We start from the raw sequence: 12963 nt of genomic DNA, 5'->3' as shown, positions 1-12963 counted from the left end.
ATCGCGGGGCTTTTGCTTTTACTGCTCAGTTCGTGTCCACCTTGGGGTCAGACCCCGACATGGACACAAGCTCGACAGTGCACCTGGTATGTCCATCCCCGAACAAGATCCGATCGGGACATCGCAGTTATTGACCGACAGGATACTGCTCAGCTCGTGTCTTTGTCGGGGTCTGACCCCAGGGTGGACACGAACTGGGCCGTAGCCTTAGCCACGCACGATCGTGCCGTGGTCCTTGCGCACGCGGTCGCCCTTGCGCAGGTCGGGGTTGTGCTCGAAGCGGTAGGTCTGGTTGCGGCCGTTGTTGAAGTGCACGTTGACGTTCCACACCTGCACCTTGTTCATCTTGCCCTGCACGTGCTTGCCGGCGTAGGCACCGCCTACAGCACCGGCGACCGTTGCCAGCGTGCGGCCACCGCCGCTGCCGACCTGGTTGCCCAGCAGGCCGCCGGCCAGGCCGCCCACGATGGCGCCGCCGGCATTGCCGTGGCCGTCTTCCTGCACGACGCGGACGCTCGTCACTTTGCCGCAGTCATTGCACACGTTGCGGTGATTCGGGGCTGCCTGGGCACCGGCCATCAGCGTGGTGGACAGCGTGGTGGCGAGGGCGAGGGAGGTGAGGGTGGCGCGAGCGTTCATGTTGTTCTCCGTTATGTTTCGATGGCCCCAGTATAGGCGGGGCGACGGCGCGCACGGTTGTCCAATTGTAATCGCTTGTAAAGTGCCGATGTCCGCCCGGTGAGGTCTTCCGGCTGCAAGCGCCGCCCGAACGGAAAGGCTCGCCGCCCCGGCATGATGAAACGTCAGCCGTAGGCACCACCCGTATACAGCAGGTCGAACAGCCGGGCCATCGTGGCGATCAGCAGGCCGGCCCCTACCATCATCGTCGCGACGATGACCACGGCCAGCGGCCAGCGCGAGGCGGACTGGCGGCCCGAACCCTGGTTGTAGCGGGCATCCCATCGGTCGTCCGGCGTGAGGCCCAGCACCAGCGCTTCCAGGCAGCCGGCCAGCACCGACAGCGTCAGCGGCAGGTACCAGTAGAACCAGTCCGCCCGCGGCGCCAGCGACATGACGATGCCGCAGGCCGGCAGCGCCGCGGCATGCAGCCAGCCCCAGCGGTCGTGGAAGCCCTTCAGGTAGAAGCGGTGCAGGCCGAGGCCGCCGAAGACGAAGGCCAGCAGCGTGGCCAGCGTGCGATATTTGTGCGGCGGGAAGGGCGGTGGGGAGCGCATGGCGGTCACGGTTGCTGAAGAGCTCGCAGTATCGGGGATATTGTCCCGTTTGTGTGGCATGGCGAGCAATTTGCGGTTGCCGCCAGGGGCCAAACAGGTAATAATCATGGATTACCCCAACACTCACCACCCTCTTTAATTCTTGCTGGGACTGTGTGAAGCACGCTATAATCGGCGGCTTTTCCGTCTCAGCACACTTATTGGAAATATTATGGTCGTTATTCGTTTAGCTCGTGGTGGCGCCAAGAAGCGCCCTTTCTACAACATCGTTGCAACCGATTCCCGCAATCGTCGTGACGGCCGCTTCGTCGAGCGTATCGGCTTCTACAACCCGATGGCATCGGGCCAGGAAGTGACCTTCCGCGTCGCTGCAGACCGTCTGTCGTACTGGGAAGGCGTTGGCGCCCAGCTGTCGCCAGCCGTTGCCCGCCTGGTCGCTTCGCAAAAAGCCGCCTAAGTTTCAGAGCGTAGTCCAAGTTGACCAGCAAGACCGCTTCCGGGGTGGAAATCCCCGGGGACCTGGCGCAGGTGGGATTCATCGCCGGCGCCTACGGGGTGGTGGGAGGAGTCAGGATCCGTCCGTTCTCCACCGATGCCGATGCCTTGCTGGCAGCAACCACCTGGTGGCTGGACAAACCAGGCCTGCATGACGTGGACGTCAAGCGGGCCCGCCTGCATTCCGGCGACGTGGTGGCAACGCTTGTCGGTATCACCGACCGCGACATGGCAGAAGCGCTGAAAGGCGCCGCGGTGCTTGTCCCGCGCAGCCAGTTCCCGGAACTGGAAGACGAGAACGAATTCTACTGGGCCGAGCTGATCGGCCTGGACGTCGAGAACCTGCAGGGCGAACGCCTCGGCACGGTGGTCGACATGATGAGCAACGGACCGCAATCGATCCTGCGCATCAAGGATGCCAGCGCGCCGGAATCGGCCGAACGCCTGATTCCGTTCGTGGACCAGTTCATCAACAAGGTGGACAAGGAAGCGAAGAAGATCGTCGTGGACTGGGGCCTGGATTTCTGATCCGACCGATGCAGTACGCGCATGCAATTTGACGTCATCACGCTGTTCCCCGACATGTTCGCCGCGCTCACGCAGTCCGGCGTTACCCGTCGTGCTCACGAGCAGGGGCGGTGGGGGCTGAACCTGTGGAATCCGCGCGATTTCACGACCGATAACCACCGTACCGTGGACGACCGGCCGTATGGCGGCGGTCCCGGCATGGTGATGCTGGCGAAACCGCTGGAGGCGACCATCGCGGCCGCGAAAGCGCGCCAGCAGGTGGCCGGCCTGCCGGCGCCGCGCGTGGTGTTCATGTCCCCGCAAGGCCGGCAGCTGACGCACCGGAAGGTCGTGGAACTGAAGGCGGAACCGGGACTCGTGATCCTGTGCGGCCGCTACGAAGCGGTGGACCAGCGCCTGCTGGACCGCTGCGTCGACGAGGAGATCAGCCTGGGCGACTTCGTGCTGTCCGGCGGCGAACTGCCGGCGATGGCGCTGATGGATGCCGTGGTGCGGCTGCTGCCCGGCGTGCTGAACACGGATGCGTCGGCCGTCGAGGACAGCTTCGTGAACGGCCTGCTCGATTCGCCGCATTACACGCGGCCGGAAGTGTACGAAGGCGTGACGGTGCCGCCGGTGCTGCTGGGCGGGAACCACGCGGAGATCGTCAAGTGGCGCCGCGAGCGCATGCTGGAAGCGACGGTCACGAAACGTCCCGACCTCCTCGAGGCGGCCCGCACGGCGGGCCTGCTGACGAAGCGGGACGAAAAGTTTTTGGCAGGTTTCATAAAACCTGTGGAGTAAGCGTAGCAAGTGTGCGGACCACGGGGTAATCCTGGGGCCGCTTGTCAAACCCCATCCTCTACCGGGCAGAGTACAGGCCGCAAGGCCCATGAGCGCCGGCATGATGGTTACAGGAGTCATAAAATGAATCTGATTCAGCAACTCGAGCAGGAAGAAATCGCCCGCCTGGGCAAGAACATCCCCGACTTCGCCCCTGGCGATACCGTGGTGGTGAGCGTGAACGTGGTCGAAGGCACGCGCAAGCGCGCCCAGGCCTACGAAGGCGTCGTGATCTCGCGTCGCAACCGTGGCCTGAACTCGAACTTCATCGTTCGCAAGATCTCGTCCGGCGAAGGCGTCGAGCGTACCTTCCAGCTGTACTCCCCGCTGATCGCTTCGATCGAAGTGAAGCGTCGTGGTGACGTCCGTCGCGCCAAGCTGTACTACCTGCGCGAGCGTTCGGGCAAATCCGCACGTATCAAGGAAAAACTGCCACAACGCCGCGCTGCTGCGGCCAAAGGCGAGTAATCCTCGCCGGGCCGCGCCTGCGTGGCCTGGAGCGAAAAAGGGATGCCGTCCGCGGCATCCCTTTTTTTATGCCGCTTTTCTCGCGCCAGCGCTTGATGTCGGGCCTGCCGCCCACACGTGTATCGTTTGCCGAACCGGAGAATTCCTTGGCCAAGCCCCTCTTCGACCCCGCCCAGCTGCCGATCGACGCCATCGCCGGCGAGCCGCCCGTGGCGCCCGAGCGCCAGACGCCCGCCTGGCTGCGCGAACGTTTCGCCATGGAGCGTGCCTGGACGCCTGAAGGGGCGGATGAAGCCTCGATGGCGCGCGCCGCCCCCACGCCGGCTGCCGTGCTGATCGCGCTGGTGCAGCGGGCCGAAGGCCTCACCGTGCTGCTCACGCAGCGTACCGCGCACCTGCACGATCACGCCGGCCAGATCGCGTTCCCGGGCGGGCGCGCCGAACCGACCGATGCGGATGCGGTCGACACGGCGCTGCGCGAAACGGAAGAAGAGACGGGCCTGCACCGCCGCCATATCGAGGTGCTGGGTACGCTGCCCCTGTACCACACGGGCACCGGCTACGCGGTCACGCCGGTCGTGGCGCTCGTCGCGCCGCCATTCACGCTGAAGGCCGACCCGTTCGAGGTGGCCGAGATCTTCGAAGTGCCGCTGGCCTTCCTGCTCGATGGCGCGCATCACCAGCGCCGCTCGTTCGCGCTGCAGGAGCGCACCAGGTCGTTCTACACGATGCCGTACGGCCGCCATTTCATCTGGGGCGCCACGGCGGGGATGCTGCGCAACCTGTTTCATTTCTTGCGCGCTTAGGCTATCGTAGCGCACATTGCGCTATTGCCATCCCCGGGCATGGAAACACTGCCCCGGAGGCAGCCTCAAAGGATTTCAATGACATTTCTATCGATTCTCTGCGCCTTGCTGCTCGAGCAGATGAAGCCGCTGCGCGCGGATAACCCGATCTACGCCAACATCAAGCTGTTCGCCGTGCGCATGGAAGCCTGGTTCAACGCCGGCCAGGCCACGCATGGCCGCATGGGCTGGTTCCTGATGATGGCCGCGCTGATGGTGCCCACCGCGCTGGTCTACTGGCTGCTGCTGCGCTACAACCTGATCCTGGGCGCCTTTGCCTGGAACGTGCTGATCGTCTACCTGACCCTGGGCTTCCGCCACTACAGCCATTACTTCACATCGATCCAGCTGGCCCTGAACGCGGGCGACGAAGCGGCCGCACGCGCGCTGCTGGCCGAATGGACGAAGACGGACACGGTGGGCCTGGAAGCCAACGAGATCGCCCGCATCGCCGTCGAGAAGGCGCTGATCACCACGCACCGCAACGTGTTCGGCGTGTTCTTCTGGTTCCTGCTGCCGCTCGGTCCCGCCGCGGCCGTGATGTACCGCGTCTCCGAATACCTGGCGCGCGCCTGGAACGAACCGGAGCACATGAAGAACGAGGCGTTCGGCCAGTTCGCCGCGCGCGCCTTCTACTGGATCGACTGGATCCCCGCGCGCCTGACGGCCGTGGCCTTCGCCGTGGTCGGCAATTTCGAGGACGCGATCTACGCCTGGCGCAATTTCGCGCACCGCTGGCGCGACGAGGCCATCGGCATCATCCTGGCCGCCGGCGGCGGCGCGATGGGCGTGCGCCTCGGCACGCCGCAGGAAAACCTGGCGCGCCTGGTGCCGGTCGATGCGGCCACCGTGGACATCAGCGACGTGGAAGTGGAAGCGCTGCCGGGCGACGAACCCTCCGTGCGCGCGCTGCAGAGCACCGTGGGCCTGGTCTGGCGCGCGCTGCTGTTGTGGATGCTGCTGCTGCTGCTGATGTCCGGCGCCATGGCCCTCGGCTGATCGTGCAGGCCGGGCAGGCCGGGCAGTGGCCGGCTTGCAGGAACATCGCCACGGCCCGAACCGGCTTACAATGCTGCATGCGCGGACCGGGCGCCCGCATTCCTTTCCGGTCCAGTCGGGTACTCGGCGGTCAGGTCTTCTATAAGATATAATACCCCCGCCCCATCGTCTCATCCACGTCTCAGCTTCCTGCCTATGGTTTTCCGTCTATGACCAGCGAGTTCTTCATTCTTGGGCTTACCCTCGACGGCAAGCAGTTCCGGCCCAGCGACTGGGCGGATCGCCTGTGCGGCGTGATGTCGTGCTTCCGCCCCGCGGGCAGCACGGGCGGCGGCGGACGCAACGCGCACCTGCAGTACTCGCCGCTGGTACGCCCCACGATGATCAACGGGGTCAAGGCGGTGGTCGTCAACGAAGGCCTGAAGGATGTGGAGCCGATGGCGTATCACTTCGTGCGCCAGTTCGCCGCCGACAACAAGCTGCAGGTGGTCGATGCCTGCCACGTGCCGCTCCCCGGCGACAAGGCCTGATCCTCCGGCACCCTTAAGCTTCAGCGTATTTCTTCCGCGCCGGGATCGGCGTAGGATAGGGTTTTCACGTGACCCGCGAAACCACATGACCCTTCGTCCTGCCCTGCGTCGTTCGATCCTTCCTGCCGCGCTGCTGTCCTGCTTCTCCCTCACCTTCGTTCCCCCCGTCGTGCATGGCCAGGCGCTGCCGGCCGGCGTCGTCAAGGGCCCGTCCGTCGAAGGCATCACCGAGTACCGCCTGCCGAACGGCCTGAAGGTGCTGCTGTTCCCCGATGCGTCGAAGCCCACGGTCACCGTCAACGTCACCTACCTGGTGGGGTCGCGCCACGAGAACTACGGCGAGACGGGCATGGCCCACCTGCTCGAACACCTGATGTTCAAGGGCGCGCCGCAGCACCGCAACATCCCGCAGGAATTCGCCAACCGGGGCATGAACTTCAACGGCACCACGTCGCTCGACCGCACCAACTACTACGAGGTGTTCGCCGCCAGCGACGAGAACCTGAAGTGGGCCCTGCAGATGGAAGCGGAGCGCATGACCAAGTCCTTCATCGCCAAGAAGGATCTCGATTCCGAGATGACGGTGGTGCGCAACGAATACGAGAGCGGCGAGAACAGTCCGTTCGGCGTGCTGCTGAAACGCATGCAGAGCATTGCGTTCGACTGGCACAGCTACGGCCGGTCCACCATCGGCAACCGCAGCGACATCGAGAACGTGAAGATCGAGAACCTGCAGGCGTTCTACCGCACCTGGTACCAGCCGGACAATGCAGTGCTGCTGGTGGCCGGCAAGTTCGATCCGGCGCAGACGCTGGCGTGGATCGGCAAGACCTTCGGCACGATCCCGAAACCGAAGCGCCAGCTGCCGCCATTCTGGACCGTGGAACCCGTGCAGGATGGCGACCGCCAGTTCACCGTGCGCCGCAAGGGCGACATGCAGCTGGTCCTGATCGGCTACAAGGTGCCTTCCTCGCTGCACCCGGATGCCGACCCGCTGGCCTTCATCAGCGAGATCGAGGGCGACACGCCGAACGGCCGCCTGCACAAGCTGCTGGCCGAATCGGGCAAGGCCGCGCAGGTATTCGCGTTCGGCCAGCTGGGTTATGCGCCCGGCCTGCAGCTGTTCGGCGCCGTCGTGAAAGCCGGCCAGCCGGTCGAGCCGGTGCGCGATGCGCTGGCCGAAGCCGTCGAAAGCCTGGCCAAGCAGCCGCCCACGGAAGAGGAGATGGAGCGCACGCGCCGCAGCTTCGCCAACGGCATCGAGAAATCGCTGAACGATCCGCAGCAGGTGGGCGTGGCGCTGTCCGAACAGATCGCGCTGGGCGACTGGCGCCTGCTGTTCCAGGGCCGCGATGCGCTGCCGAAGATCACGTCGCAGCAGGTGGCCGAAACGGCGGGGCGCTACTTCAAGCGCGACAACCGCACCATCGGCCTGTTCCTGCCGGAGGATACGCCGCAGCGCGCCGTGATCGGCGCCGCACCCACCGCCGCGGACGTGCTGAAGGACTTCAAGGCGAAGGACAGCGTGCTCACGTCCGAGAACTTCGACCCGAGCCAGGACAATATCGTGGCGCGCACGGAGCTCAAGACGATCGGCGGGCTGAAGGTGGCGCTGCTGCCGAAGAAGAACCGCGGCGAGACGGTCACCGTCGACCTGCGGCTGCAGTGGGGCGACGAGAAGAACCAGTTCGGCAAGCAGATGATCGCGGCCGCCACCGGCGAGATGCTGGCGCGCGGCACCAGCAAGTACACACGCGCCCAGCTGGCGGACGCGATGTCGAAGCTGAAGATGGGCGGCAGCATGTACCACTTCGACACCACGCGCGAGAACCTCGATGCGGCGCTGCGCCTGGCCGTGCACGTGCTGCGCGAACCGGTCTTCCCGGCGGCGGAATTCGAGCAGCTGCGCCAGCAGTGGATCGTGGGCATCGAGTCGGGCCGCAACGAACCGCAGGCGCTGGCCAGCCAGGAACTGGAAACCTACTTCGATCCGTGGCCGAAGGGCGATCCCCGCAACGTGATGACGGTCGACGAGCAGATCGCCGAACTGAAGGCGATGAAGCTGGCAGACCTGAAGGCCTACCACGAAGAATTCTACGGCGCGTCGAACGGCGAGCTCGCGATCGTGGGCGACTTCGACAAGAACGAGATCAGCAAGACGATCGCGGAAACCCTCGGCACCTGGCAGAGCCGCGCGCACTACGAGCGCATCCTGGACCGCAATGCCGAGCGCGCAGCGCTGTCGAAGACGCTCGACACGCCGGACAAGGAAAACGGCTTCTACACGGCGCGCGTGAACTTCGCCATGAAGATGGACGACCCGGACTATCCGGCGCTGGAACTGGCCAACTACATCTTCGGCGACGGCGGCCTGAAGTCGCGGCTGATGGACCGCATCCGCCAGAAGGACGGCCTGTCGTATGGCGGCGGTTCCGGCCTGTCGGTCAACGACTTCGACACGGCCGCGAACTTCTCCATCAACGCCATCGCCGCGCCGCAGAACCTCAAGAAGCTCGATGGCGCGATCCGCGAAGAACTGGCGCTGGCCGTGCAGAAGGGCTTCACGCCGGCCGAAGTGGCGGGCGCCAAGTCCGGCCTGCTGCAGCAGCGCATGCAGAACCGCTCGCGCGACGGCGTGCTGGCCAGCGGCTGGACCGCGCTGATGGACCGCGGCGATACCTATGCGTGGAGCAAGCGCCACGAGGAGCGGCTGAAGGCGCTGACGGTGGAGCAGGTGAACGCCACGTTCCGCAAGTACATCGATCCGGCCAAGCTGGTGGTGGTGATGGCGGGGGACAAGGACAAGGCGAAGTAAGGGGTCGTAGCGCACCGCGTCCGATCTCGCCCGCGGCCGTAGCGTACGGGGTCTGACCCACAGCGCCGTTACCTTTCGCCACAGCTGTTGGCAATGTCGCGGGTCTGACCCCAGCCGTTTGCATGCGTGTTGACAGCGCTCGCATAAGGCTGGGGTCAGACCCGCGATGCTGTCTTGACCGGGCTCGAGGTCCCGGGCGCTGTGGGTCAGACCCCGTACGCAGCCGTTCTCTGCAACATCGAGCTCCGAGCGGACGGCCGTTTCTTGCGGCCTCCTACGGCGTGCTCAACTCCGCCACGAAGTCATACATATCCCCGCGGAAGATCGAGCGGCAGAACTCCACCGCGCGGCCATCGCGCAGGAAGCCGAGCCGCTCCACGGCCAGTCCCGCATCGCCGGGCTGCGCCTGCAGCAGCTGCGCCTGTTCGGCGTTCAGCAGCAGCGCGGAGAGCCGCTGCAGGGCGCGTACCGGCCGGTGCCCGGTGCGCTCCAGCGCCTCGTACATCGACACATCCACCGCATCGAGCGCGGGCAGGGCGCCGGCCACGATGGTCGCGTATTCGAGGCACATCGGCATGTCGTCGGCAAAGCGGATGCGGTTGAAGCGGTACACGGGCGCGCCCGGCGAGAGCCGCAGCCGCAGCGCTTCTTCCGGCGTTACCGTTCCCTCCGAACGCTTCAGCCACACGCTGCGCGGCGTGCGGCCCCGTGCCCGCATGTCCTCCGAAAACGACGTGAGCTTGGCGAAGTTCTTCTCGATGCGCGTGTTGATGAAATTGCCGGAGCCGGGCCGGCGCACCAGCAGGCCTTCCTCCACCAGGCCGTCGATGGCCTTGCGCACCGTGATGCGGGATACCGACAGGTCGGCGGCCAGCTGGCGTTCCGCCGGCAGTGCTTCGTCGGGACCGAAGATGCGCTGGTCGATCGCCTCGCGCAGCGCCCGCTGCAGCTGCTGGTACAGCGGCAAACTGGTCTGCTCCAGGTTGCGCATCAGGTCTGCAAGCGTCGTCACCGTGGTCATCGCCTTTACTTCCGTGCGTGGTCGTCTGAATGGTGCGCCGGGACTGCGCGGACCGTGTGGAAATGCGGCGTCGATAATACCAAAAAAAGACCATACATAAAGCGGTACGCATCCTTGCAAAGCCAATTATGGGGGTATTGCCCCTGCCAGCTTCCCGTATGTCCAAAAGTGGTATGTGTTTCGACTACAACATGTGAAATAAATACGAAAATTGGTAGTGTTGTGGTATTGGTTGGAGTTATATTGGCGTTCGATTGGTTTTGTAGTCGCAGGGAGAACACCGTACGCTGCCGCGGAGACGCACCGGGGCGGCGCACCGTGCAGGATGACATTGGACCGGGCCTCGAGGGAGGCCTACATCAAGGGGGAGTACATGAAGCGCAACCAGGCAGTACAACAACATACCCAACGCCCGGCAGGCAGCCGCCTGACGCCGGCGGCCGCCGCTGCCGCACTGCTGGTCCTGAGCACGAGCATGAGCATGAGCGCGCAGGCACAGGAAACGACCACGCAGCCCGCCGCGCAGGGCGAGCCGGAAGTGGTGATCGTCACCGGCATCCGCGCCGCGCTGCAGCAGTCGCTGGCGGTCAAGCGCAATGCCGCGGCCAATATCGAGGTCATCACGGCCGAAGACGTGGGCAAGATGCCCGACAAGAACGTGGCCGACTCGCTGCAGCGCCTGCCCGGCGTGAACATCAGCGCCTCCGCTGCCGGCTCCGGCGGCTTCGACGAGAACGACCGCGTCAGCCTGCGCGGCACCGCGCCCGCCCTCACGCAAACGACCATCAATGGCCACGCCGTCTCCTCCGGCGACTGGTTCGTGCTCGACCAGGTGGGCGGCGCCGTCGGCCGTACCACCTCGTACTCGCTGCTGCCATCGGAAATCGTCGGCCAGGTCATCGTGCGCAAGTCGCCGACCGCCGACATGGTGGAAGGCGGCGCGGCCGGCTCGATCGACGTGATCACCCGCCACCCGCTGGACTTCAAGCAGCCCCTGTCGATCGAAGGCAGCGTGCAGGCCGTGTACTCCACGCTGGCCGAGAAGACCGACCCGCAATTCTCCGGCCTGATCAACTGGAAGAACGAAGCCAACACCTTCGGCATCATGGTGCAGGGCTTCTCGGAAAAACGCAGCCTGCGCCGCGACGGCCAGGAACTGCTGCAATATACGCAGATCGCGCCCACCAGTGCGCTGGCGCTGGCCAAGCCGGACCTGGCCAACGTCTGGTACCCGCGCCTGATCGGCTCCTCCCTGTTCACGCAGGAACGCCACCGCAAGGGCGGGCTGGTGGACCTGCAGTTCAAGCCATCGCGCGACTTCTCGCTGGAAGGCACCTACTTCAACTCGAAGCTGGAAGCCTCCAACTACAACCGCAACTACATGACGGACATGCTGGGCAGCGGCGCCATCGGCGGCAATGTCGTGCCTGACTCGTACACCGTGCGCAACGGCACGCTCACGTCGGCATCCTTCGCCAACAAGGGCACGGCGGCCAATCCGCTGCGCTACGGGATCGTCGACAACATCGTGCGCGAAGGCGCCTACGCCAAGTCCGAGTTCCTCGACCTGGCCGGCAAATGGCGCGTCAACGACCAGCTGTCGCTGTCCGCCTCGGTCGGCAAGACCCGCGGCACCGGCGCCACGCCATCGCAGGGCGTGTACGAGGGCGACGTGAACAACTCCGGCGTCAGCTACCAGCTCAATGGCCTCGGTTCGCCCGCCACCGTCAAGTTCCCGTCGATCGACACCACGCAGTTCACCGGCACGGTGCTCGACTGGGTGTTCGGCTACAGCCCGGCCACCACGTCCGACGAAGAGACCTACGGCCAGATCGACGCGGCATTCCGCCTGACGAACGACACGTTCAAGGAAATCAAGTTCGGCCTGCGCGGCACGGACCACGACCGCAGCAACTTCGCCATCTCGCAGGGGCCGAACTGGGCCAACACGGTGCCCGGTTCCGCATCCACCAACCCGGCCTGGAACGGCAATACTTATCCTTCGAACTTCGGCAACGACCTGAACGGCGACTTCCCGAAAAACGTCTGGGAACTCGATCCGGCCATCCTGCAGGCCTGGGGTGCGGAGCACTCGAACCGCAGCACCGAACGGATCTACTATCCGGACATGTTCAACCTGAAGGAGAAGACCAAGGCTGCCTACGTCTCCACGGAAATGGAAGGCGACGGCTGGAGCGGCAACGTGGGCGTGCGCGTGGTGCGCACCGAGGGCGAATCGAACGGCTACCAGATCCTGCCGAACCAGCTCCCGGGCGGCAACCTGCCGGCATTCCCGTGGGGCGGCTTCGTGCAGCAGACCCGCATCGAGAACAACCATACGGAAGTGCTGCCGAGCCTGAACCTGAAGTTCGACGTGCGCTCCGATGTCGTGGCCCGCTTCGGCATCTCCCGCACGATGACGCGTCCGGACTTCGGCGCGCTGGGCGGCACCGTGTCGCTGACGGACGAGACGCACACCGGCAACGGCGGCAACGCCAGCCTGAAGCCCACGCTGTCGAACAATATCGACGGCACCGTGCAGTGGTACTTCGCACCGCGCGCGCTGGCTTCCGTGGGCCTGTTCTACATGGACCTGCATAACTACGTGGGCTATGGCACCAGCACCGGCAGCTTCATCGACAGCCGGGCCTCGCAGACCTCCGGCCAGCCCGTGTTCGCCAACTACACGATCACGTCGCCGGTCAATGTGGACGCCAACGTGAAGGGCATCGAGCTGGCGCTGCAGATGCCGCTGGGCGCGGGCTTCGGCGTGGACGGCAACGTCACGCTGTCCGACTCGAAGCAGGACTTCGGCAGCTGCCCGGCCACGCAGACGGTCACCTCGTCCAGCCCCTGCGACATGCTGGGCGCCTCGAAGACCACGGCCAATGTCGGCGCCTACTTCGAGAACGACCGCTTCAACTTCCGCATCGGCTACGCATGGCGCTCGGCCTACCTGGCGGCGCTGGACCGCGGCACGCCGCTGTACCAGGACGAGACGGGCCAGCTGTCCGCCTCGCTGAACTGGAACATCACGAAGAACGTGGTGCTCACGCTGTCCGGCCAGAACATGAACGAGCCGATCCTGAAGAACTACGTGTACAACAAGGACCAGCCGGCACGCTTCTATGCCAACGGTGCCCAGTACTACGCGGGCCTGCGCTTCAAATACTGATCCGGTATCCGGGTTCACGCTGTACGATGA

12 protein-coding genes are annotated in these 12963 nt (G+C 65.1%); 9 read left to right on the top strand and 3 right to left on the bottom strand.

Annotated elements, in window-relative coordinates; translation table 11 throughout:
* Nucleotides 1-207: 207 nt before the first annotated feature.
* Both IP91_RS26700 and IP91_RS13735 read right to left on the bottom strand, forming a co-directional pair.
* Complete coding sequence (locus tag IP91_RS26700) at nucleotides 208-639, bottom strand: glycine zipper 2TM domain-containing protein (RefSeq protein WP_145649631.1); 432 nt, start codon at nucleotides 637-639, stop codon at nucleotides 208-210.
* 164 nt (nucleotides 640-803) lie between these two features.
* The gene (locus tag IP91_RS13735) at nucleotides 804-1235 is read right to left on the bottom strand and encodes an NINE protein (protein ID WP_145649630.1); all 432 of its coding nucleotides are present in this window, start codon (nucleotides 1233-1235) and stop codon (nucleotides 804-806) included.
* 211 nt (nucleotides 1236-1446) lie between these two features.
* Here IP91_RS13735 and rpsP point away from each other — a divergent pair, with 211 nt between their 5' ends.
* From rpsP to IP91_RS13695, 8 genes are all read left to right on the top strand, one after another.
* Complete coding sequence (rpsP, locus tag IP91_RS13730) at nucleotides 1447-1692, top strand: 30S ribosomal protein S16 (protein WP_145649628.1); 246 nt, start codon at nucleotides 1447-1449, stop codon at nucleotides 1690-1692.
* A gap of 20 nt (nucleotides 1693-1712) precedes the next feature.
* Entirely contained in the window at nucleotides 1713-2258 is a 546-nt protein-coding gene (gene rimM / locus IP91_RS13725; protein ID WP_145649626.1) for a ribosome maturation factor RimM, read from the top strand.
* Nucleotides 2259-2279: 21 nt separating this feature from the next.
* Entirely contained in the window at nucleotides 2280-3041 is a 762-nt protein-coding gene (gene trmD / locus IP91_RS13720) for a tRNA (guanosine(37)-N1)-methyltransferase TrmD (protein WP_145649625.1), read from the top strand.
* 123 nt (nucleotides 3042-3164) lie between these two features.
* Nucleotides 3165-3548 (top strand): 50S ribosomal protein L19, encoded by a 384-nt coding sequence (gene rplS, locus IP91_RS13715; RefSeq protein ID WP_145649623.1) that lies wholly within the window; start codon nucleotides 3165-3167, stop codon nucleotides 3546-3548.
* Between the two features lie 146 nt (nucleotides 3549-3694).
* Entirely contained in the window at nucleotides 3695-4354 is a 660-nt protein-coding gene (locus tag IP91_RS13710; RefSeq protein WP_145649621.1) for a CoA pyrophosphatase, read from the top strand.
* Nucleotides 4355-4432: 78 nt separating this feature from the next.
* A complete protein-coding gene (locus IP91_RS13705; protein ID WP_145649619.1) occupies nucleotides 4433-5392 on the top strand; it encodes a CobD/CbiB family protein in 960 nt (319 codons plus the stop codon).
* 209 nt (nucleotides 5393-5601) lie between these two features.
* Nucleotides 5602-5922, top strand: a complete 321-nt coding sequence (locus IP91_RS13700) for a DUF3579 domain-containing protein (protein WP_145649618.1) — start codon at nucleotides 5602-5604, stop codon at nucleotides 5920-5922.
* An 85-nt stretch (nucleotides 5923-6007) separates the two neighbouring features.
* Nucleotides 6008-8737 (top strand): M16 family metallopeptidase, encoded by a 2730-nt coding sequence (locus IP91_RS13695; protein WP_145649617.1) that lies wholly within the window; start codon nucleotides 6008-6010, stop codon nucleotides 8735-8737.
* 274 nt (nucleotides 8738-9011) lie between these two features.
* Here the strand turns inward: IP91_RS13695 and IP91_RS13690 are convergent, their stop codons facing one another.
* A complete protein-coding gene (locus IP91_RS13690) occupies nucleotides 9012-9749 on the bottom strand; it encodes a GntR family transcriptional regulator (RefSeq protein WP_145649616.1) in 738 nt (245 codons plus the stop codon).
* A gap of 382 nt (nucleotides 9750-10131) precedes the next feature.
* Between IP91_RS13690 and IP91_RS13685 the strand changes: the two genes are divergently transcribed.
* Complete coding sequence (locus IP91_RS13685; RefSeq protein WP_158643140.1) at nucleotides 10132-12933, top strand: TonB-dependent receptor; 2802 nt, start codon at nucleotides 10132-10134, stop codon at nucleotides 12931-12933.
* The last annotated feature ends 30 nt before the right edge of the window (nucleotides 12934-12963 follow it).

This window comes from Pseudoduganella lurida, assembly GCF_007830455.1.
GTDB lineage: Bacteria > Pseudomonadota > Gammaproteobacteria > Burkholderiales > Burkholderiaceae_D > Rugamonas > Rugamonas lurida.
This window is presented reverse-complemented; position numbering and strand designations above follow the sequence as displayed.